The organism is Enterobacter sp. SENG-6 (genome assembly GCF_001605945.1).
Classification (GTDB): Bacteria; Pseudomonadota; Gammaproteobacteria; order Enterobacterales; family Enterobacteriaceae; genus Enterobacter; species Enterobacter cloacae.
The window spans coordinates 1-20,008 of sequence record NZ_LOMM01000032.1; the positions used below are offsets into that span (position 1 = coordinate 1).

General features: G+C 56.0%; 19 protein-coding genes. 2 read left to right on the plus strand and 17 right to left on the minus strand.

Annotated features, from left to right (window positions below; all coding sequences use genetic code 11):
- Window positions 1-109 precede the first annotated feature (109 nt).
- The 15 genes from hisP to pdxB all read right to left on the minus strand — a co-directional run bounded on the left by hisP (window position 110) and on the right by pdxB (window position 14,178).
- The gene (hisP, locus tag AX755_RS15620) at window positions 110-883 is read right to left on the minus strand and encodes a histidine ABC transporter ATP-binding protein HisP (RefSeq protein ID WP_020690627.1); all 774 of its coding nucleotides are present in this window, start codon (window positions 881-883) and stop codon (window positions 110-112) included.
- Window positions 884-891: 8 nt separating this feature from the next.
- Complete coding sequence (locus AX755_RS15625; protein ID WP_008502590.1) at window positions 892-1,608, minus strand: ABC transporter permease; 717 nt, start codon at window positions 1,606-1,608, stop codon at window positions 892-894.
- Entirely contained in the window at window positions 1,605-2,291 is a 687-nt protein-coding gene (locus AX755_RS15630) for a histidine ABC transporter permease HisQ (protein WP_013098131.1), read from the minus strand. The genes AX755_RS15625 and AX755_RS15630 overlap by 4 nt, the downstream gene beginning before the upstream one ends.
- Before the next feature lie 87 nt (window positions 2,292-2,378).
- A complete protein-coding gene (gene hisJ / locus AX755_RS15635) occupies window positions 2,379-3,161 on the minus strand; it encodes a histidine ABC transporter substrate-binding protein HisJ (RefSeq protein WP_008502592.1) in 783 nt (260 codons plus the stop codon).
- 226 nt (window positions 3,162-3,387) lie between these two features.
- Window positions 3,388-4,170 (minus strand): lysine/arginine/ornithine ABC transporter substrate-binding protein ArgT, encoded by a 783-nt coding sequence (gene argT / locus AX755_RS15640; RefSeq protein ID WP_013098132.1) that lies wholly within the window; start codon window positions 4,168-4,170, stop codon window positions 3,388-3,390.
- 290 nt (window positions 4,171-4,460) lie between these two features.
- A complete protein-coding gene (locus tag AX755_RS15645) occupies window positions 4,461-5,030 on the minus strand; it encodes a UbiX family flavin prenyltransferase (RefSeq protein WP_020690624.1) in 570 nt (189 codons plus the stop codon).
- A gap of 90 nt (window positions 5,031-5,120) precedes the next feature.
- Window positions 5,121-6,638 (minus strand): amidophosphoribosyltransferase, encoded by a 1,518-nt coding sequence (purF, locus tag AX755_RS15650; RefSeq protein ID WP_014832786.1) that lies wholly within the window; start codon window positions 6,636-6,638, stop codon window positions 5,121-5,123.
- A 36-nt stretch (window positions 6,639-6,674) separates the two neighbouring features.
- On the minus strand, window positions 6,675-7,163 hold the full coding sequence (gene cvpA, locus AX755_RS15655) for a colicin V production protein (RefSeq protein WP_000262116.1): 489 nt from the start codon (window positions 7,161-7,163) through the stop codon (window positions 6,675-6,677).
- A 213-nt stretch (window positions 7,164-7,376) separates the two neighbouring features.
- Window positions 7,377-8,072, minus strand: coding sequence for a cell division protein DedD (gene dedD / locus AX755_RS15660; protein ID WP_014832787.1), 696 nt, complete (start codon window positions 8,070-8,072; stop codon window positions 7,377-7,379).
- Window positions 8,062-9,330 carry a bifunctional tetrahydrofolate synthase/dihydrofolate synthase gene (folC, locus tag AX755_RS15665; protein WP_023619785.1) on the minus strand — a complete coding sequence of 423 codons (1,269 nt, stop codon included), beginning with the start codon at window positions 9,328-9,330 and terminating at the stop codon, window positions 8,062-8,064. The genes dedD and folC overlap by 11 nt, the downstream gene beginning before the upstream one ends.
- A 70-nt stretch (window positions 9,331-9,400) precedes the next feature.
- Window positions 9,401-10,306, minus strand: a complete 906-nt coding sequence (gene accD, locus AX755_RS15670) for an acetyl-CoA carboxylase, carboxyltransferase subunit beta (protein WP_013098138.1) — start codon at window positions 10,304-10,306, stop codon at window positions 9,401-9,403.
- A 154-nt stretch (window positions 10,307-10,460) separates the two neighbouring features.
- Window positions 10,461-11,120, minus strand: coding sequence for a DedA family protein (locus AX755_RS15675; RefSeq protein ID WP_020690622.1), 660 nt, complete (start codon window positions 11,118-11,120; stop codon window positions 10,461-10,463).
- Window positions 11,121-11,148: 28 nt separating this feature from the next.
- Window positions 11,149-11,961 (minus strand): tRNA pseudouridine(38-40) synthase TruA, encoded by an 813-nt coding sequence (truA, locus tag AX755_RS15680; protein WP_013098140.1) that lies wholly within the window; start codon window positions 11,959-11,961, stop codon window positions 11,149-11,151.
- Window positions 11,961-12,974: an aspartate-semialdehyde dehydrogenase gene (locus tag AX755_RS15685; RefSeq protein ID WP_013098141.1), complete on the minus strand. Its 1,014-nt coding sequence runs from the start codon at window positions 12,972-12,974 to the stop codon at window positions 11,961-11,963. The genes truA and AX755_RS15685 overlap by 1 nt, the downstream gene beginning before the upstream one ends.
- A gap of 67 nt (window positions 12,975-13,041) precedes the next feature.
- Window positions 13,042-14,178 (minus strand): 4-phosphoerythronate dehydrogenase PdxB, encoded by a 1,137-nt coding sequence (gene pdxB, locus AX755_RS15690; protein ID WP_062857052.1) that lies wholly within the window; start codon window positions 14,176-14,178, stop codon window positions 13,042-13,044.
- Between the two features lie 113 nt (window positions 14,179-14,291).
- On the opposite strand from pdxB, the gene flk reads away from it, so the two are divergent.
- Entirely contained in the window at window positions 14,292-15,296 is a 1,005-nt protein-coding gene (flk, locus tag AX755_RS15695; RefSeq protein WP_062857053.1) for a flagella biosynthesis regulator Flk, read from the plus strand.
- Between the two features lie 90 nt (window positions 15,297-15,386).
- Here flk and AX755_RS15700 read toward each other — a convergent pair whose 3' ends face one another.
- The gene (locus AX755_RS15700; protein WP_013098144.1) at window positions 15,387-16,565 is read right to left on the minus strand and encodes an MFS transporter; all 1,179 of its coding nucleotides are present in this window, start codon (window positions 16,563-16,565) and stop codon (window positions 15,387-15,389) included.
- 68 nt (window positions 16,566-16,633) lie between these two features.
- The gene (gene fabB, locus AX755_RS15705) at window positions 16,634-17,851 is read right to left on the minus strand and encodes a beta-ketoacyl-ACP synthase I (protein ID WP_013098145.1); all 1,218 of its coding nucleotides are present in this window, start codon (window positions 17,849-17,851) and stop codon (window positions 16,634-16,636) included.
- A 158-nt stretch (window positions 17,852-18,009) separates the two neighbouring features.
- On the opposite strand from fabB, the gene mnmC reads away from it, so the two are divergent.
- Window positions 18,010-20,007 carry a bifunctional tRNA (5-methylaminomethyl-2-thiouridine)(34)-methyltransferase MnmD/FAD-dependent 5-carboxymethylaminomethyl-2-thiouridine(34) oxidoreductase MnmC gene (mnmC, locus tag AX755_RS15710; RefSeq protein WP_062857054.1) on the plus strand — a complete coding sequence of 666 codons (1,998 nt, stop codon included), beginning with the start codon at window positions 18,010-18,012 and terminating at the stop codon, window positions 20,005-20,007.
- Window position 20,008 lies beyond the last annotated feature (1 nt).

A 20,008-nucleotide genomic window follows, 5' to 3' on the forward strand; every position in this document is an offset into this window, starting at 1 on the left:
AGTTAACGAGATGAAAAAGCTGGGAAAAGAGTACAGTAATATGGTCATGGTGGCATGACCATATTACTGGGGATCCCTCAACCCAGGGGGAGAGGGAGAAAGGCAAAACCTACTTCAAAGAGCCCTTCAGGAACTGCTGCAAACGCGGGCTTTGCGGATTCGCCAGCACCTCATCCGGATGTCCCTGCTCTTCGATTTTCCCCTGATGCAGGAAGATCACGTGGTTCGAGACGTTGCGGGCAAAGCCCATCTCGTGCGTTACCACGACCATGGTTTTACCCTCTTCCGCCAGCTTTTGCATGATGCGCAGTACTTCGCCAACCAGTTCCGGGTCAAGTGCTGAGGTCGGTTCGTCGAACAGCAATACTTCAGGCTCCATCGCCAGCGCGCGGGCGATAGAGACACGCTGCTGCTGACCACCAGAGAGATGCACCGGGTACTTTATCTGCTGTCGCTCATCGATACCCACTTTCGCCAGGTATTTCACCGCGCGCTCACGGGCCTCCTGCTTGCTTAAACCCAGCACCTGAACCGGCGCTTCCATGACATTCTCAAGGACCGTCATGTGGCTCCAGAGGTTGAAGTGCTGGAACACCATTGTCAGTCGCGTGCGCAGCAGGCGCAGCTGGTTCTTATCTGCCACCTTCAGTTGGCCGTCTTTATCCCGGGTCAGATTGATATTCTGCCCGCTCACCACAATTGAGCCTTCACTCGGCTTTTCGAGGAAGTTGATGCAGCGCAGGAAGGTACTTTTCCCCGAGCCAGATGATCCGATAATACTGATCACGTCGCCTGCATTTGCCTGCAGCGACACCCCTTTCAGCACTTCATGTTCGCCGTAGCGTTTGTGCAAATCAATTACGTTTAATTTGTTCTCAGCCATCATCATTCTCAGTGCGTCGAAGAGGGTTTTATATGCTGCAACCAGCGCTTTTCTGCCTTACGGAACAGGCTAATCAGGACGTATGAAATAATCAAATAGAGCACTGCCGCAATGCCAAACGCGGTAAACGGCTGATAGGTCGCAGAGTTAATATCGCGGGCGATTTTAAGCAAGTCCGGCACCGTGGCGGTAAAGGCCAGCGCGGTGGAGTGGAGCATTAAAATCACTTCGTTACTGTAGGCTGGCAATGCGATACGCAGCGCCGACGGCAGAATAATGCAACGGTACAGTTTCACCGACGAGAAGCCGTACGCGCGCGCCGCTTCGATTTCTCCGTAAGGAACGGAGCGGATAGCCCCGGCGAAAATCTCGGTGGTGTAGGCGCAGGTGTTGAGCGTCAACGCCAGCACCGTACAGTTCAGGCCGCTGCGGAAGAAGGCGTTCAGCATCTCGGTGCCTTTCACAATCTCCAGCGTATACATGCCCGAATAGAACACCAGCAACTGTACGTAAAGCGGTGTACCACGGAATACGTAGGTAAACAGCCAGATCGGGAACTGAATAAATTTATTGTTCGACACGCGGCCAATGGCAAGAAACACAGCCAGAATGCCACCCATCACCACCGAAGAGATCAGCAGCCACAGCGTAATGGCCACGCCGGTGAAGCGATAGCCGTCCGTCCACAGCAGCGATTTCCAGTATTCCTGAATAATCTCAATCACAGGTCAGCCCTCTTCACACCCACGGAGTAGCGACGTTCGAGCAGAAGCAGCACACCATTGGAGACGGTCGTAAAGACCAGATAGATCACGCCACACACCACCGCAAAGTAGAACGGCTCCCAGGTACTTTTACCGGCAAGCTGCGTGGCCTTAACCACATCTTCCAGACCCAGCAGAGAGACCAGCGCCGTGGCCTTGAGGATAACCTGCCAGTTGTTGCCAATGCCCGGAAGCGCGTAGCGCATCATGGCCGGGAACATAATCCGGCGAAACGTCTGGGAGGAGGTAAAACCGTAGGCGGTCGCCGCTTCTATGTGTCCTTTCGGTACCGCCATATAAGCGCCGCGGAAAGTTTCAGTGAAGTAGGCGCCGTAGATAAAACCGAGAGTGATAATACCGGCCACCATCGGGTCGATATCGATCTGTCCCATTCCCATGGCGTCCGTCACGCTGTTAAGCGCGATCTGCAGCCCGTAAAAGATAAGCAGCATCAGCACCAGATCGGGAACGCCGCGAATCAGCGTGGTATAACCTTCAAAAATCAGCGCCAGCGGTTTGTTTGCCGAAAGCTTCGCCCCTGCGCCTGCCAGACCTATCAGCACCGCCAGCACCACGGAGCTGATAGCCAGCTCAAGGGTGACAAGCGCGCCCTGTAAAATAACGCCAGAAAATCCGTACAGCATACCGCGAGCCCTGTCGTATCGTGAGTGATGGACCGTGTCTTATCCCCTCCCTGAGCGGGAGGGGCCGCACGTTATTTGACGGGGCGATTAGCCGCCGTAAACATTAAAATCGAAGTACTTTTTCGCCAGTTTGTCGTACGTGCCATCAGCGCGCATTTCAGCAAACGCTTTGTTCAGCGCTTCGCGCAGCTCGTTGTCTTCTTTACGCAGACCCATACCGGTGCCGACACCAAACAACTTCACATCTTTAATGGATGGGCCGCCAAATTTGTAATCTTTACCTACCGGCGTCTTCAGGAAGCCTTCACTCGCGGCGACTTCATCCTGGAAAGCGGCGTCGATACGGCCTGCCGTCAGATCAGCGTAGATATTTTCCTGGCCCTGATAAGAGACGATTTCAATCCCCTTCGGTGCCCAGTGTTCATTACCGTAGGTTTCCTGGGTAGTGCCCTGCAGCACGCCCACACGTTTGCCTTTCAGTGATTCGAGGGTTGGCTGGATATCAGACGATTTAGCCACCACCAGACGAGAATCTGCCGCATAGAGTTTGTCGGTGAAGGCAATCTCCTGCTGACGTTTTTCAGTGATGGAAAGTGAGGACATGATAACGTCGATTTTTTTGGCTTTCAGCGAAGGGATCAGCGCATCCAGCGGGTTCTCAACGTAGGTACACTGCGCTTTGATGCGTTTGCACAGCTCATTGGCCAGATCAATGTCAAAACCGACCAGTTCACCCTTCGAATTCTTAGATTCGAACGGAGCATAGGTAGGGTCGGTACCAATACGAATTTTCTGCGGAATTGCTGCGAACGCCGCGGTAGCGCTGGAAAAGGCCAGCACCAGAGATAACGACAACACGAGTTTTTTCATATCTGTCCTCAACAAACTGTCTTCTTACGTGATTTTTACGACGACGGGGTGGTGCTAATGTGCCATCAATCCACGCCATCAGGCAAAGATTAATGCCTTTCAGGCGAGATTTTTTGCATGATAAATGCGTAAGTATGCACACAGCGATCCAATACGGTGCACGAAACGCACCATATTGGATCAACTCCACCCGCAATGCACCATAACGGTGCACCATCATCGAGTATCAATCACCGTAGACGTTGAAGTCGAAGTATTTCTTCGCCAGTTTGTCATAGGTACCGTCTTTGCGCAGTTCTGCAAACGCTTTGTCGAAGGCGGCTTTCAGCTCGGTATCATCTTTACGCAGGCCAATACCGGTGCCGTCACCAAAGTATTTTTTGTCTTTCACGGACGGGCCAGCAAAGGCGTAGTCTTTACCTGCCGGCTGTTTCAGGAAGCCTTCACTTGCGGCAACCTCATCCTGGAATGCCGCATCCAGACGACCGGCCGCCAGGTCAGAATAAATCAGATCCTGGTTCTGGTAAGCCACCACGTCAACGCCCTTCTCACGCCAGTTTGCATTGGCATAACCTTCCTGAGTCGACCCCTGCAGCACGCCGACATGCTTGCCTTTCAGGGAGTCAATGGTTGGCTGAATGGGGGAGCCTTTTGCCGCAATCAGACGGGAATCCGCGGCGTAGAGCTTGTCAGAGAAGGCAATCTCCTGCTGACGTTTTTCGGTGATGGAAAGAGAAGAGATAATGGCGTCGATTTTCTTGGCTTTCAGCGACGGAATTAACGCGTCAAAGTCGCTGCCCACCCATGTGCATTTCACCGCAATGCGTTTGCACATCTCATTACCCAGATCGATATCAAACCCTACGAAATCGCCTTTCGCATCCTTGGAAGAGAATGGCGCGTAGGTTGCGTCTGTACCGATACGCACTGTCTGTGGAAGCGCTGCGTAGCTACCTGCTGCTGCACTTAACCCCACCAGCAAAGACAGAGCCAGAACCGTCTTCTTCATACATTTACCCTCAAGTACCGTGATTTTATTATGTATTGTGTTGTGTGTTGTGTTGCAGGCTTCTCTTGCAGGTCTTATGCCACATTGCCGTCGGGTCAAAACTTCGACGTTAAATATGTTAATAAAACGTTGCGATATTGCCTTAATGGTGAAAGATAGCAGGTCTGCCGAACGAACCGGAAAGAGAAAAAGGGAAAAAACGAATTAAATGTCGAGGATATGATCGCCGTTGCAATTTTGCCCTGAAACAGGGCATCGTCTCTGTTCATGCACGCTGTTTGTGCACAGAATCAGGCGCCCTGCCAGCGGGTGAAGAGGTCTTCGGGCAGGTCGATATCAAACTGATCCAGCACGCGGTTCACTGTCTGATTAATCACGTCATCGAGCGAGGCCGGACGATGATAAAACGCCGGCACCGGCGGCATGATCACCGCGCCCAGTTCAGCGGCCTGGGTCATTAAACGCAGATGCCCCAGATGCAGCGGCGTTTCGCGCACGCAAAGCACCAGAGGGCGACGCTCCTTCAGCACCACGTCTGCCGCACGCGTCACCAGCGTGTCGGTATAGCTGTTAACAATGCCGGAGAGGGTCTTAATTGAACAGGGCAATATCACCATGCCCGCGGTTTTAAACGAGCCGGAGGAGATGCTGGCAGCGATATCGCGGGCATCGTGTACCACATCCGCCAGCGCCTGGACATCGCGCAGGGAGAGATCGGTTTCGAGGGAGAGGGTCTGACGCGCAGCCTGGCTCATCACCAGATGGGTTTCGACTTCCGCCACGTCACGCAGCACCTGCAGCAGACGCACGCCGTAGATCGCGCCACTGGCGCCGCTAAGCCCAACAATGAGTCGTTTCATGATTTTCGCCCTTACTGATTTCAGGGCAGACTGTGCAGGATTTTGCGGGGAGTTGCAAGTGAGGGCGAAGGCCCTCACTTGCCTGCACAATTAACCTTCGTTGTGCATCTCTAAGCTTTCGAGATCGTTTTGCAGCTGGACGGCTTTCGCATCGTCGTTGCGCAGCGAATCGAGATAGTCCAGATACTGCTGATCAACATCTTTGGTGACGTAAACCCCGTTAAACACGGAACATTCAAACTGCTGAATATCCGGGTTCTCGGCGCGCACCGCGTCGATAAGATCGTTCAGATCCTGGAAAATCAGGCCATCGGCACCGATGATCTGGCGAATCTCGTCCACTTCACGGCCGTGGGCAATCAGCTCGTTCGCGGTAGGCATATCAATGCCATACACATTCGGGAAGCGAATCTCTGGCGCCGCAGAGGCCAGATACACTTTCTTCGCACCGGCTTCACGCGCCATCTCGATAATCTGCTCTGAGGTGGTGCCACGTACAATGGAGTCATCCACCAGCAGCACGTTCTTGTCGCGGAACTCAGCGCGGTTAGCGTTCAGTTTACGACGCACAGACTTACGGCGCAGCTGCTGACCCGGCATGATAAAGGTACGGCCAACGTAGCGGTTCTTCACGAAGCCCTGACGGTATGGCTTATCCAGAATGCGGGCGATTTCCAGCGCGATATCGCAGGACGTTTCCGGGATAGGAATGACCACGTCGATGTCCAGATCGTCCCACTCGCGGGCAATCTTCTCACCCAGCTTGGTTCCCATGTTCACGCGGGCGCTGTAGACGGAGATCTTATCGATAAACGAGTCCGGACGGGCGAAATACACGTATTCGAACAGGCATGGGTTGCTGACCGGGTTGTCTGCACACTGGCGGGTAAACAGCTGGCCCTTCTCAGTGATATAGACCGCTTCGCCAGGAGCTACATCACGCAGGAATTCGAAGCCCAGGGTGTCCAGCGCCACGCTTTCAGAGGCAACCATATATTCGGTACGGCCATCACCCAGGTCACGCTTACCGAGCACCAGCGGGCGGATACCGTTTGGATCGCGGAAAGCGACCATTCCGTGACCGATAATCATCGCCACGCAGGCGTAGGCACCGCGGATCTGGCGGTTTGTCGCAGCAACGGCGGCAAAGATATTGTCTGCTTCCAGCGGATAGTGGCGGAAGTTATCCAGCTCGCTCGCGAACACGTTGAGCAGGATTTCTGAATCAGAGGTGGTGTTAATGTGGCGACGTTTCTCTTCAAACAGCTTTTTACGCAGCTCATGCGCGTTGGTCAGGTTGCCGTTGTGAGCAAGCGTGATGCCATACGGTGAGTTGACGTAGAAAGGCTGTGCCTCAGAGGCGCTGGAACTGCCAGCAGTAGGATAACGAACGTGACCGATCCCCATATTACCTTGCAGACGCTGCATATGGCGGGCTTCAAACACATCGTTTACCAGGCCATTCGCCTTACGTAAACGGAAGCAGTTGTTTGCATCAATGGTGATGATACCCGCAGCATCCTGCCCACGGTGCTGAAGCACCGTTAACGCGTCATAAATCGACTGGTTTACCGGCATGAAACCGGCGATACCGACAATACCGCACATTCGTCTTTTCCTCGTTAAGCCACATCTCAGAGCGGGTTACGCTCTGGGCAAGAAACTCGACGAGCTTTGCAGATAGTCAAAGAACCACCTGATGATGAAGCTGAACTCTGGAATGAGCTGCGATTTCTGCCAGTCTTCGCTTTTGGAAAACCCGGTAAAGGTATCCAGGAAGAACAGTATCGCGGCCACAATCAGCACGCCTCGTAATGCCCCGAAACAGATCCCGAGCACCCTGTCCGTTCCTGACAGACCGGTTTTCTCGACCAGCTGACCTATCACGTAATTTACGATAGCGCCGACAATCAGCGTCGCGATAAACAGCACCGCGATGGCGATTCCATTTCGGACCAGTTCATCTTCAAAGCCCGTGAACCAGACAGACAGGTAAGTGTAGTAATGACTGGCAACAAAGAAAGCACAACCCCAAGTCACCAGCGATAACGCTTCACGAACAAAGCCACGGATCAGGCTAACCAGACAGGAAAAACCAATCACCGCAATGATGGCGTAATCAATCCAGACCATATGTGTCCCACGATTTAACGCCCTGTCATCCAGTTCGGGGCGAATTCTAACAGAAAAAGAAAACGTTTGCGTAGGGATTTCCTTCCCGCGCGTAAATAAAAAAGGCGCTGAAAAAATGTTCAACGCCGTTGGCTTATTACGTCTCTTTGGACGTCTGCCACTCCCCCTCACCCTCTCCCCTTTGGGAAGAGGGCCGGGGGGAGGGGAACCTTATCAGTTCGCGCTGTAGTTCATCACCACACCGCTCAGGCCAGAGATCTGCTTCAGCTCACCGAGCGAGCCTTTGAGCTTATCCTTAGACGCTTCTGGCCCCACAAGGATACGGGTGATTTTACCCTGCACCGGCGTGGAAGGTGAAGTGTAAACGCGATAACCCGCACTGCGCAGCTTACCCACTACCTCATTGACCTTATCGGCATTTTTCAGCGCCCCCAACTGTACAACGTAGGCTTTACCCGTCGGTGCAGCCTCTTGCTGGGCCGGTTTTGCCGCAGGCGGCGTCTCTGAAGCCGCGGCCAGCTGTTCTGCTGCTTTATCCCGCTGCGGTTTCGGCTGTGTTTTTTCCACCGGCTTCGGTTTTTCAACCGGTTTCGGCTGCTCTACCGGCACCGGATCGATTTCGATGTTGTTATTCGCCGCCAGACGAGACGGATCGAGGGACGGCGCGGCCGCATCCCCGGCACGCACTTCTTCAGCCGCCCCTTCCGGCGGCTGAGCAGGCAGCGCCTGGGTCGCCGCAGGCAGCATATCCGGTTCGTCGCGATCGCCCGGCTTCGGCACCAGCGGAATGGCTGCAAATTCATCCTGGTAATGCTTTTTCTGCCCGTCGAGCAGACCCGGGAGGATAATCACCCCGAGCGCGACCAGCACAATGGTTCCTGTTAAACGGTTCTGAAACTTACTCGCCACCGGTTCTCCCCGCGTCCATCACTTCCATGACATGTGCCACCGTGTGGAACGAACCACACACCAGCACGGTATCTTCTGGTTTAGCATCCGCCATCGCGGCTTGCCAGGCCTGAGCCACGCTATTGTAGATTGCGCCTTTGCCGAGATGTTCCAGTAACTGCTCGGCCGTCGCACCGCGCGGCCCCTCCAGAGGAGCACAATACCAGCTATCGACCACACTCTCCATGCAGGCCAGCGTACCGCCGATATCTTTATCATGAAGCATACCGATAACCGCCAGCACGCGCCCGGTTTTTGGTAACGATTTGAGACGCGCGGCGAGATACGCCGCAGCATGCGGGTTATGCGCGACATCCAGTATCAGCCGCGGAGCGTCGCTGACAATCTGAAAACGCCCGGGCAGAATCGCATTCTGAATACCGTCGCGGATGGCCTGTTCGCTCACCGCCAGCCCGCTTGCGCGCAATGCCGCCAGGGCGGTGGCGGCATTAGGTTGCGGTACCTGCGGCAGGGGCAGATTTTCCAGCGTTCCCTGCGCATCGCGATAGCGCCAGCCGTTGTTCTGAACCTCATACTGCCAGTCCACACCCCGGCGCAGCAGGTGAGCGCCCTTCTCTTTTGCCACGTCGGCAATGGTGTGCGGCATATCCGGCTCGCCAACCACCGCGGGCTTATTCGTGCGGAAAATACCGGCCTTCTCACGGCCAATACTTTCGCGATCGGGGCCCAGCCAGTCGGTATGATCCAGGGCAATGCTGGTGACCACCGCCACATCGGCATCCACCATATTGGTGGCATCCAGACGCCCGCCGAGGCCCACTTCCAGAATCACCACGTCCAGTTGCGCCTGTTTAAACAGCCACAGCGCCGACAGAGTGCCGTATTCGAAATAGGTTAATGAAATCTCACCGCGCGCCGCTTCAATTTCTGCGAACGACGCCGTATGCGCAGACTCTGGCAGTTCGCTGTTTTGCACGCGAACCCGCTCGGTGTAACGTACCAGGTGCGGAGAGCTGTAGACACCAACCTTGTAACCGGCAGCCATCAGGATAGCTTCCAGCGTACGGCAGGTGGTGCCTTTACCGTTGGTTCCGGCGACGGTAAAAACAAACGGCGCAGGTTTCAGCACATCGAGACGCGCAGCAACCTGGCTTACGCGTTCAAGCCCCATATCAATGGTTTTACTGTGCAGGTTTTCCAGATAAGAAAGCCACGTGGCCAGGGGCGACGTGGCTTGGGGAATGCTTTTATTTTCCATGATGCCCGGTTGTCATTAACAGTTTATAAAGCAAAAGGGCAGCGCCAACCGGCCCTGCCCTTTTCAGTTATCAGGCCTCGGGTTCCTGATCCGGTACTACCACGCCTTCGCGCGGCTCATCCGGGTTCGGCGCTGGCAGATTCATCAGCTTCGCCAGGATGCTCGCCAGTTTCAGGCGCATTTCCGGGCGGCGGACGATCATGTCAATCGCGCCTTTCTCAATAAGGAACTCACTGCGCTGGAAGCCCGGCGGCAGTTTTTCACGTACGGTCTGCTCGATAACGCGAGGACCAGCAAAGCCGATCAGCGCTTTTGGCTCAGCGATGTTCAGATCGCCCAGCATCGCAAAGCTTGCAGAGACGCCCCCCATGGTTGGGTCGGTCAGTACAGAGATGTACGGCAGACCGCGCTCCTGCATTTTAGCCAGCGCAGCAGAGGTTTTCGCCATCTGCATCAGCGACATCAGCGCTTCCTGCATACGTGCACCGCCAGAGGCGGAGAAGCAGATCAGCGGGCAGTTGTCTTCCAGCGCCTGCTCAACAGCACGCACAAAGCGCGCACCGACCACGGAACCCATTGAGCCACCCATGAAGGAGAACTCAAACGCGGCGGCCACTACCGGCATCTCGTGCAGGGTGCCTTTCATCACGACCAGCGCGTCTTTCTCGCCGGTCTCTTTCTGTGCAGAGGCCAGACGATCTTTATATTTTTTGGAATCACGGAACTTGAGCACATCTTTTGGCTCAAGCTCGCTACCCAGTTCAACCAGAGAACCTTCGTCCAGCAGGCTGTGCAGGCGATTACGCGCCGTCATGCGCATGTGGTGGTCACACTTCGGACACACCTCAAGATTGCGTTCCAGTTCTGCGCGATACAGAACCTGACCACAGCTATCACACTTCGTCCATACCCCTTCAGGAATGCTCGCTTTACGCGTTGGGGTAATGTTGCTTTTAATTCGTTCAATCCAGCTCATTGATAACCTTTCTGCCTGAACCTGGTCGTATGCCAGTTTTGCTGTAAGAGGCGAATAATGCCATTTTTGCCTCCAACAGACCATGAATGTTGCACATTAAAACATAACAGCCCGAAACTTTGGATAAAAAAGTGGTCGAACCGCCCGCGTGCATTTACTTCGCTTGCTTTGCTGCCGCGCGCTTGTGACGAATAATTTCGATAACACCCGGTAAAACAGAAAGCACAATAATCGCTACAATCAGTAACTTAAGGTTTTCCTGAACCACAGGGAGATCGCCAAACAGATAGCCTGCATAGGTAAAGAGCAGCACCCACAGCAGCGCGCCAATGACGTTGTATGCCGCAAAATGACGATAGGACATGTGCCCCATTCCCGCCACAAATGGCGCAAATGTACGCACAATAGGCACAAAACGCGCAAGGATAATGGTTTTTCCACCGTGGCGCTCATAAAACGCATGGGTTTTATCTAAATAGCTACGACGGAAAATTTTTGAGTCCGGATTGCTGAATAAGCGCTCACCGAAGACCCGTCCAATGGTGTAGTTGACCGCGTCACCGACAATTGCGGCGATCACCATCAGTACCACCATTACGTGCACATTCAAATCGTTGCCAGGCAGCGCAGATAACGCCCCCGCGACGAACAGCAGCGAATCCCCCGGCAGAAACGGCGTGACCACCAGACCGGTTTCACAGAACAGAATGAGGAACAGAATGGCATACACCCAGACGCCATACTGCGCGACCAACTCCGCCAGGTGAACATCAATATGCAGAATGAAATCAATCAGAAAACGTATTACGTCCATATTGTCTAAGCCTTAATTGCACCTTTGTTTAGTCCGCCAGGAACAGCGGGCCCATTGGCGGTTTTGGCAGGTCAAACCGGTCCGGATAGTCCACCGAGACCAGATACAGCCCTTCCGCTTTCGCCGTTGCTGCCGCAAGCGTTCTGTCCTTCGCTGCCAGCAGTTCTGCAATCCAGCTCTCCGGCTGGTGTCCGGCACCCACTTCCATCAGGCTGCCCACAATATTCCGCACCATATGATGTACAAAGGCATTGGCTTTGATATCCACCACCACATACGCGCCAAAACGGCTGACGTTTATGTGCATGACATTACGCCACGGCGTGCGGGACTGACACTGCACCGCACGAAACGAGGTAAAGTCATTTTCACCAATCAGACACTGCGCCGCACGATGCATACGTTCTGCATCCAGCGGTTCATAAAAATGCGTCACGCCCTGGCTTAACACCGCCGGACGAAGACGCTGATTGTAGATGACATAGCGATAACGGCGCGCAGTGGCGCTGAAACGCGCATGAAAATCATCCGGCACAGCTTTCACCCAGCGCACCGCAATGTCACCAGGTAAATTCGCATTTACACCCAACGTCCAGGCAGCGTCCTTGCGCACGGCGGTGGTTTCAAAGTGAACCACCTGCCCCGTTCCGTGGACACCGGCGTCAGTGCGTCCTGCACACAGGACGTTAATCGGTTCGTTCGCCACCTGAGAGAGCGCTTTCTCCAGTTTTTCCTGGACACTGCGCACCTCATTTTGACGCTGCCAGCCATAATATTTACTGCCGTCGTACTCGATACCGAGGGCGACTTTATGAACCGGCTTTTGTTCCACGTCTGACATCAGTACAGATACTCCTGCACCAGTTTTTCAGCGATTTTGACCGCCATCAGCGCGCCGCCGAAGCGCACGTTATCGGCTACGGACCAGAACTGAACCTGCTCCGGCATACCGTAATCATTCCGTACGCAGCCCACCGAGAGGTGTGCGCTGCCGGTGGCATCGCCAACCTGCGTCGGGAATTCACTCTCTTCGGAGAGCACAATGTCTTCACCGCGGCCGAACGCATCACGCGCTTCTTCTGCGGCCAGCGGACGCAGGGCTTCGAAACCTACCATCTGCGCATGACCGTAAAAGACCGGCGACTGCACGACATTTGCGGAGATCATCAGCCCCTCGTCCTGCAGAATTTTGCGCGCTTCGTCGACGATACGGCGCTCTTCACGCACGGAGCCTTCACGATCCGGCAGCAGCGGCAGCATATTGAATGCCAGCTGACGGCCGAAGAAATCGTCTTCGTCAATCGGGATGCCGTTCAGGAGCTTCGCACTCTGTCCGGCCAGCGCGTCGACGGCCTTTTTGCCTTGCGCAGAAGCGGAAAGCAGGCTGGTCACGGTGATACGCGACAGACCGCCATCGTCGATTAAAGGTTTAAGAGCGGTCAGCAGCTGGCTGGTCAGGCTATTGGGAACCGCAATGATATTGCGGTTACGGTAGTCGGCCAGGACAAACGGGTTCACGTCCGGCACCACCAGCGGGACATCCGGCTCCATCGAGAACAGGCCGCTCAGATCGATCACCAGACAGCCAGAATTCGTCGCGTCTTCAATGTACGACGCGGTGGCTTCAGCACCTGCTGCAAAAAAGGCCAGCTGCGCCTGCGTCCAGTCGAATTCGGCGGCATCCTGAACCATGACGGATTTGCCGCCAAAACGCAGATGCTCACCGGCGCTGTCAGTGCGCGCCAGTGCATAGATATCACCCACCGGGAACTGACGCTCAGCAAGGGTTTCGAGCAGGGCTTCACCCACGGCACCCGTGGCACCTAAAATGGCAATGTTCCAGCCTTCAGACATGGTGGTTTACTCCAGAAATAAAAAAGCGTCCCTGTCGGAGTATCCAACAGGGAGCGTTAAGAAGACATTAATGCGCCGGGTGATGAACGGCGTTAAAACCCAGTTTATGCAGCAGCGTTGCCGCCGCCGCGTCATCGCACATGACATACAGAGAAGACCATTCACGGCGCTCAACGTAATTCTTGCGCAGCTTGTCAAACTCACCCGGGATCCCCGCCACTTTACGCAGCAGCGCATCGTCGCGGCGCACATCATACACCAAATGCACCAGCCTTTTCAGCGTTGCCTGATCGAGCGGGCCATGCAGGGTAATGCGGCCAAATTCAGGCGCGGGGAGCAAGGTGTCCAGCGCCACCTGCTGCGGACGGCCAATAAAGGCGCTATAGGCCTCAAAGACCTGGGTTGTACCACGGGCCTTTCCTTCGAGTGTATAACCCGCAATATGCGCGGTTGCAACGTCGACCTTGTTCAGCAGCGCAACGTTGAGATCGGGCTCCGGCTCCCAGACGTCCAACACCACGCTGAGATCCTGCCCCTCTTCCAGACATTTCAGCAGCGCGGCGTTATCGACGACCGGGCCACGACAGGCATTTATCAGAATAGTGCCAGCCTTCAGACGACGGATCAGCGCCTCATCAGCAAGATGGAGCGTCTTATAGGCCCCCTCTTTGAAGAGGGGCGTATGGAAGGTGATGACGTCGCATGCTTCAACCAGCTCATCCAGGGGGCGGAAGTCGCCTTCATCACCGTTGTCTTTACGCGGCGGGTCACACAGCAGGGTGCGAATGCCTAGCGCCTCAAGGCGTTTTTGCAGGCGTCCCCCCACGTTCCCCACCCCGACAATGCCTACGGTGCGGTCTTTCAGCGCAAAACCGTCGCGCTCTGCCAGCATCAGCAGAGAAGAGAAAACGTATTCCACTACCGCAATGGCGTTACAGCCAGGCGCGGCGGAAAATCCGATCCCCGCCAGCGTAAGCCATTTGTCATCCACATGATCCGTCCCGGCCGTTGCGGTTCCGACGAATTTAATCGCTTTGCCGGAGAGCAACGCCTCATTTACTTTGGTCACCGAGCGCACCATCAGGGCATCGGCATCATCCAGCTCGTTTACCGGAATGGGTCGACCAGGGACAGCCTTAACATTACCAAGGCGGCTAAAGAGCTCGCGGGCGTAAGGCATATTTTCATCAACGAGGATTTTCACGTCTGAGTACCTGTTTGAGAGGAAGAAAACCTGCCAAGTGTGCCATAATCTGGCCGCCAGGCATATATGCATGCCGGGTTTACGCTGAGTTTTGACTTTAAGGATTTTTGACGATGCAGCCTATTTCAGGTACGCCACCACGCCCTCCGGGTGAAGGCCCTGTCACGCCAAACGTTGCAGGTGAACAACCGCTTTCCACGCAACAGCGCACCGTGCTGGAGCGCCTGATCACGCGCCTGATCGCGCTCACTTCACAGCAAAATGCGGAAGTCTGGGCCGGGGTAAAGCATGATTTAGGCGTCCGGAACGATGCACCGTTGCAGTCGCGCCACTTCCCTGCGGCCGAGCAAAATCTGAATCAGCGTATTACCACCGCACAGCAAAATCACACCACTCGCCAGATAGTTGCACAACTGACCGAGCTGTTGGGCCAGGGCAACAACCGTCAGGCAGTCAGTGATTTCATTCGCCAGCAGTTTGGCCAGACCGCCCTGAGCCAGCTAACGCCAGACCAGTTGAAAACCGTGCTGACGCTGCTGCAAACCAATCAGCTGACCATTCCGCAACCGCAACAGCGTCCGTCAACCGAGCGTCCGCTGCTGCCTGCTGAACACAATACGTTGAACCAGATGGTGACCAGGCTGGCCGCCGCCACCGGCGAATCAACAAAGCTTATCTGGCAGTCGATGCTGGAGCTTTCCGGCGTGAAAGCGGGCGAGCTGATCCCGGCCAAACAGTTTATGCATCTGGTCACCTGGCTACAGGCTCGCCAGACGCTGAGCACCCAAAGTACCCCTACCCTGCATACGCTACAGGCGGCACTGAAGCAGCCGCTGGAGCCGCATGAATTTGAGGTGATTCGGGATTACGCCCAGCAGACCTGGCAGGCCACGCCGCAAACGGTACTGACCACCGCGCAGGTGCAAGATTTGCTGAATCAGATCTTTATTCGCCGCGCCGAGCGCGAAGGCGGCGTGCCGGAAGTCAGGGATATTCAGCCGATCTACAGCCCGCTGTTTCCGCCGGTGGTGGAGACCTTCAGAAACCTCTCTGCCCGTCCGGGATTACTGTTTATTGCGTTACTGATTGCGCTGGCAATTTTCTGGCTGGTTGCCTGATGTTTTGCCCGGTGGCGCTGCGCTTACCGGGCCTACAACGACCCGAATCGTAGGCCGGGTAAGGCGAAGCCGCCACCCGGCAACAACGGCTCAAGACCTGCGAAACGCCACCAGCGTCACCACGATCCCAACAACGGCTGAAACCGCACCTGCCAGGAAGACGGACGGATAGCCAAACGACGTGGCCAGGAGCCCCGCCAGCGGTCCGGTGACACCGTATGAGATGTCCTGAAACGCCGCATAACCGCCCAACGCCGTACCGCGCACCTGTGGCGCGACGCGTTTTACCACCTCAACCCCCAGCGCCGGGAAGATCAGGGAACAGCCGCAGCCGGTCAGTGCCGCTCCGAGAAGGGCAACGGAGGCCACAGGGGCATACCACAGCAGCAGCAAACCGAGGGTCTCAATCACCAGCGACGCCACGGCCACCTTCACGCCACCAAAGCGATCCGGCATCCAGCCGAACAGCACGCGCATCAGGACAAACGCGCCACCAAAGGCGGTTAGCGTAAAGCCCGCCATCGCCCAGCCGCGGCTCATAAAGTACAGCGAAACGAATGTCCCAATCACCGCGAAGCCCACGCCCTGTAGCGCCAGCCCCAGCCCCGGCTGCCAGATTTGACCTATTACGCTCCACAGGGAAGGACGCTCACCTTTATGGGCAGGTACTTTGCGCACCGAGCCGTTAAATGCCCATGCCAGCAGCGGTAACAGCATGGTGGTGGCCGCCAGCGCGGCAAAACCGAACTGGCTGTGGATCAACAGCCCCAGCGGCGCACCTGCCGCGAGTGCGCCATAGATAGCCATACCGTTCCAGGACATCACCTTGCCCGAGCGCGCAGGGCCTACCAGCCCCATTCCCCAGGTCAGGGTGCCGGTCAGCAACTGGCTTTCACCAAAGCCGAGAATCAAACGTCCCACCACCAGCAGGGCAAATTTATACGCTGCGTCGACCGGCAGAAGCGCGGCAAGCAGCCACGCTGCGCCCGCCAGCCCGCAGGCAAACATGCCCTGCAGCGCTGAGCGTTTGGCACCGTGCTGGTCCGCCAGACGCCCGGCGTAGCCGCGGGTTAATACGGTAGCTAAAAACTGAATACCCACGGCGATGCCAACCAGGGTATTACCGTAGCCCAGCTCCTGGTGAACAAACAGCGGGATAACAGGCAGCGGCAGGCCAACGGTCATGTAGGTCAGAAATACCGCAAAGGCGATACGGAAAAGGGAAAGGTTCCCGGAAGGGGTACTCTTCTCAGGGATAACGGCCTTCATGCGTAACTCCGTGTTCAGGCATAAAAAAAGGGAGCCTCGCGGCTCCCTTCTACTATACCTTCAAACGCTTACGCTTTCAGCTTGCGCATGACCAGCGTGGCGTTGGTGCCGCCAAAACCGAAGCTGTTGGACATCACGGTCGTCAGCTCACGTTCAGTGGTTTCGGTCACGATGTTCAGGCCCGCTGCCTGCTCGTCCATCTCTTCGATGTTGATGCTTGGCGCGATAAAGCCATTTTCCAGCATCAGCAGAGAGTAGATTGCTTCCTGCACGCCAGCTGCACCCAGAGAGTGACCGGTCATGGCTTTGGTCGCGGAGATTGCCGGGCTGTTGTCGCCGAAGACTTCACGGATCGCACCCAGTTCTTTCACATCGCCTACCGGCGTAGAAGTCCCGTGGGAGTTCAGGTAGTCGATTGGAGTATCAACGCCGTGCATCGCCATCTTCATGCAGCGCACCGCGCCTTCGCCGGATGGAGCAACCATGTCAGCGCCGTCAGACGTTGCACCGTAGCCCACGATCTCAGCGTAGATGTGCGCGCCACGTGCCAGAGCGTGTTCCAGCTCTTCAACCACAACCATACCGCCGCCGCCTGCGATAACAAAACCGTCACGGTGTGCATCATAGGTACGGGATGCTTTAGCCGGGGTTTCATTGTATTTGGTAGACAGGGCACCCATTGCGTCGAATTCACAAGCCATTTCCCAGCCCAGCTCTTCGCCGCCGCCAGCAAATACGATGTCCTGTTTACCCAGTTGGATCTGCTCAACAGCATTACCGATGCAGTGTGCGGACGTCGCACATGCAGAGCTGATGGAGTAGTTCACACCGTGAATTTTGAATGGGGTTGCCAGGCACGCGGAGACCGCAGAACCCATGGCTTTGGTTACCACGTACGGACCTACTGCTTTCAGACCACGCGGGCTACGCATGGCGTCAGCACCGAATACCTGCGCTTTGGATGAACCACCGGAACCGGCAATCAGACCCACGCGCGGGTTGTTCTGGTAAACCTCTTCGCTCAGGCCCGAATCTTTGATCGCTTCCTGCATGGAGAGATAAGCATAAATAGAGGCATCGTTCATGAAACGAACCACTTTACGGTCAATCAAACCGGTGGTGTCCAGTTTGACGTTACCCCATACGTGGCTACGCATACCTGAATCTTTAAACTCTTCAGAGAAAGTGATCCCGGAGCGTCCTTCACGCAGAGATGCCAGGACTTCCTGCTGGTTATTACCGATGCTGGAAACAATGCCCAGGCCAGTAATCACTGCACGTTTCATTCAATACCTCTGTAAGTCGCACTATAGTAAGTTTCGAGTCGCACAATAGCGTACACTTGTACGCCGAACAAGTCCGATCAGACATTTTCTGCGGAAATTTGCACCGATGGACTCACATCGTTAAGATCGTGCCACTGCCTGTCAGACGAGTAACTTACGTGAAACAAAACGCTATACAACCCGCCAACCTCGAATTCAACGCTGAGGGTACACCTGTTTCCCGAGATTTTGATGACGTCTATTTTTCTAATGATAACGGACTGGAAGAAACCCGCTATGTTTTCCTCGACGGAAATCAGCTCAGCGCACGCTTTCCCGCCCATCCGCGCAGTCTGTTTGTCGTCGCAGAGAGCGGGTTCGGTACCGGCCTGAATTTTTTGACCCTCTGGCAGGCTTTCGACCAGTTTCACGCTGCCCATCCTGAGGCTACGCTACAAAGATTACATTTCATCAGTTTCGAAAAATTTCCACTCACCGCGCACGACCTGCACCTGGCGCACCAGCGCTGGCCGGAGCTTGCCCCGTGGGCTGAACAGCTTCAGGCGCAGTGGCCGCCCGCCATCGGCGGTTGCCATCGTCTGCTGCTGGACGGTGGACGCGTCACGCTGGACTTATGGCTCGGCGATATCAACGAACTGACCGATAAGCTTGATGATTCAATGAACCAGAAGGTGGACGCGTGGTTCCTTGACGGGTTTGCGCCAGCCAAAAACCCGGAGATGTGGAGTCAGCATCTGTTTAGCGCCATGGCGCGTCTGGCGCGGCCTGGCGCAACGCTCGCGACCTTTACCTCGGCGGGGTTTGTCCGCCGCGGCTTACAGGAAGCAGGCTTTACGATGCGAAAAACCAAAGGGTTTGGCCGCAAGCGCGACATGCTGGTCGGGACGATGGAGCAGACGCTGGCGATCCCCGCCCGGGCGCCCTGGTTTGCACGCCGCGCCAGCGCCTCCCGTGAGGTGGCGATAATCGGCGGAGGGATTGCCAGCGCCCTGCTTTCGCTCGCGCTTTTACACCGTGGCTGGCAGGTGACGCTCTACTGTGCTGACCCGGCTCCGGCAAACGGCGCCTCCGGCAACCGTCAGGGAGCCCTTTATCCGCTTTTAAGCGCGCACGACCCGGCGCTGTTCCAGTTTTTCCCCGCGGCCTTTACCTTTGCCCGTCGCGTATACGACACCCTTCCGGTAGCGTTCGATCATGACTGGTGCGGCGTGACGCAGCTCGGCTGGGATGAAAAGAGCCAGCAAAAAATCGCGCAGATGCTGTCGCTGGGGCTGCCGGAAGAGATTGCCCGCGCGGTAAGTGCGCAAACGGTGACAGACACCACCGGCGTTGAGACGGGCTGCGGCGGTATTCAGTATCCGCTCGGCGGCTGGCTGTGCCCTGCCGAACTGACCACTGTGGCGATTACCCTGGCACAGTCACGCGGGCTGACGGTGCATTATGCTCATAAGGTTGCATCGCTTAGCCGGACAGCCCACTGGACCCTGCGCTTTGCCGATGGCAAAGAGGTCACGCATGCCAGCGTTGTGCTGGCAAACGGACATCACATCAATCAGTTTGTCCAGACAGAGACATTGCCCGTTTATCCGGTTGGCGGCCAGGTGAGCCATATTCCGACCGCGCCTGCACTGAGCCAACTGCGCCAGGTGCTGTGCTATGACGGCTACCTGACGCCGCAAAATCCGTCTAACGCTCATCACTGCATTGGTGCCAGTTACCATCGCGGTGAAACAGACACGCATTACCGCGAGGAGGATCAGCAGCAAAACCGCCAGCGCCTGATTGACTGCTTCCCGGACGCGGCGTGGGCGAGAGAGGTTGACGTCAGCGAGGGCGAAGCGCGCTGCGGCGTACGCTGCGCCACCCGCGATCATCTGCCCATGGCGGGAAATGTACCGGACTATGAGGCAACGCTTGATGCGTATCAGGATCTGGCTGAACACAAGGAGACGGCTGTGGTCTCACCGGTTCATCCGGAGCTGTTTATGCTGGGCGGGCTGGGCTCGCGCGGGTTGTGTTCTGCACCGCTGCTGGCTGAAGCGTTAGCGGCGCAAATGAGCGATGAGCCCATTCCGCTGGACAGCACCACGCTCGCAGGGCTGAATCCGAATCGTTTGTGGGTGCGGAAATTGCTGAAGGGGAAGCAGGTTAAATAGG

Excerpts from the sequence above, each read along its gene's own strand:
- AX755_RS15685 (WP_013098141.1), bottom strand. The coding sequence starts at position 12,974 with ATGTCTGAAGGCTGGAACATTGCCATTTTAGGTGCCACGGGTGCCGTG.
- truA (WP_013098140.1), bottom strand. The coding sequence starts at position 11,961 with ATGTCAGACGTGGAACAAAAGCCGGTTCATAAAGTCGCCCTCGGTATC.
- flk (WP_062857053.1), top strand. The coding sequence starts at position 14,292 with ATGCAGCCTATTTCAGGTACGCCACCACGCCCTCCGGGTGAAGGCCCT.
- argT (WP_013098132.1), bottom strand. The coding sequence starts at position 4,170 with ATGAAGAAGACGGTTCTGGCTCTGTCTTTGCTGGTGGGGTTAAGTGCA.
- hisJ (WP_008502592.1), bottom strand. The coding sequence starts at position 3,161 with ATGAAAAAACTCGTGTTGTCGTTATCTCTGGTGCTGGCCTTTTCCAGC.
- AX755_RS15645 (WP_020690624.1), bottom strand. The coding sequence starts at position 5,030 with ATGAAACGACTCATTGTTGGGCTTAGCGGCGCCAGTGGCGCGATCTAC.
- accD (WP_013098138.1), bottom strand. The coding sequence starts at position 10,306 with ATGAGCTGGATTGAACGAATTAAAAGCAACATTACCCCAACGCGTAAA.
- AX755_RS15700 (WP_013098144.1), bottom strand. The coding sequence starts at position 16,565 with ATGAAGGCCGTTATCCCTGAGAAGAGTACCCCTTCCGGGAACCTTTCC.
- purF (WP_014832786.1), bottom strand. The coding sequence starts at position 6,638 with ATGTGCGGTATTGTCGGTATCGCCGGTTTCATGCCGGTAAACCAGTCG.
- hisP (WP_020690627.1), bottom strand. The coding sequence starts at position 883 with ATGGCTGAGAACAAATTAAACGTAATTGATTTGCACAAACGCTACGGC.
- fabB (WP_013098145.1), bottom strand. The coding sequence starts at position 17,851 with ATGAAACGTGCAGTGATTACTGGCCTGGGCATTGTTTCCAGCATCGGT.
- folC (WP_023619785.1), bottom strand. The coding sequence starts at position 9,330 with ATGGAAAATAAAAGCATTCCCCAAGCCACGTCGCCCCTGGCCACGTGG.
- AX755_RS15675 (WP_020690622.1), bottom strand. The coding sequence starts at position 11,120 with ATGGACGTAATACGTTTTCTGATTGATTTCATTCTGCATATTGATGTT.
- cvpA (WP_000262116.1), bottom strand. The coding sequence starts at position 7,163 with ATGGTCTGGATTGATTACGCCATCATTGCGGTGATTGGTTTTTCCTGT.
- AX755_RS15630 (WP_013098131.1), bottom strand. The coding sequence starts at position 2,291 with ATGCTGTACGGATTTTCTGGCGTTATTTTACAGGGCGCGCTTGTCACC.